The organism is Streptomyces sp. SID13031 (genome assembly GCF_010548305.1).
Classification (GTDB): domain Bacteria; phylum Actinomycetota; class Actinomycetes; order Propionibacteriales; family Kribbellaceae; genus Kribbella.
This window is the reverse complement of the sequence record NZ_JAAGLV010000116.1, coordinates 1-390: the sequence shown is the minus strand read 5'-3', so window position 1 is coordinate 390 and position 390 is coordinate 1. Positions and strand designations below refer to the sequence as shown.

1 protein-coding gene is annotated in these 390 nt (G+C 64.6%); it reads left to right on the top strand.

Annotated features, from left to right (window positions below; translation table 11 throughout):
- Positions 1–117: 117 nt before the first annotated feature.
- The coding region (locus G3I17_RS39495; protein ID WP_203591370.1) for a VOC family protein at positions 118–390 on the top strand (273 nt) is incomplete at its 3' end.

The following is a 390-nucleotide window of genomic DNA, read 5'->3' as shown; positions in this document are numbered from 1 at the left end:
GTGAGAAGTGAACGAGGGTTTACTCGAATGTACTGAGCGGTACCGCGCCCGTCATCCGGCTGTGGGTGTGATCGCGCGCACGTTGCGTAACCACCCCCGGAGCGCTGCACTGGTTCCATGCTGACGCGAATCGACCACATCGGAATCGCCTGTTTCGACCTCGACAGGACGGTGGAGTTCTACCGCGCGACCTACGGCTTCGAGGTGTACCACTCCGAGGTCAACGAGGAGCAGGGCGTGCGGGAGGCCATGCTGAGGATCAACGGCACCTCGGACGGCGGGGCCTCGTACCTCCAGTTGCTGGAGCCGACCCGGGAGGACTCGGCGGTCGGCAAGTGGCTGGCGAAGAACGGCGAGGGTGTCCACCACATCGCGTTCGGGACGGAGGAC